This window comes from Domibacillus sp. PGB-M46 (assembly GCF_022668875.1).
In the GTDB taxonomy this organism is placed as follows: domain Bacteria; phylum Bacillota; class Bacilli; order Bacillales; family Domibacillaceae; genus Domibacillus.
The window spans coordinates 1-263 of record NZ_JAKGCR010000102.1 but is presented as its reverse complement, the minus strand read 5'-3'; the positions used below and the strand labels follow the sequence as shown (position 1 = coordinate 263).

The 263-nt window shown below is 38.8% G+C and carries 1 pseudogene; it reads left to right on the top strand.

Features of this window, described 5'->3' with window-relative positions:
• A pseudogene (locus tag L2D08_RS24755) lies at window positions 1-263 on the top strand (hypothetical protein); the annotation flags it as partial.

Below are 263 nucleotides of genomic sequence, written 5' to 3'. Positions count from 1 at the left end.
CCTCGGCTAAAAGAAACCTTCAAATGGTTAGCTGATCCAGACAGTATTGCTCTTCAGGCAAGCATCGAATATCAGTATGAAGGATTCAAAAAATATAAGGACCAGCCAAAAAAGGAATTAAAAAAACGTGCCGCAAAAAAATGTGCAGAAGGCTACACGCCAACGGCGTATGATTTCAAGGGTCACCCAACATTCAAAAGTAAGAAAAACCCGGTCCAAAGCTACACAACCAAAATGACAAACAACAATATTAAAATGATAGA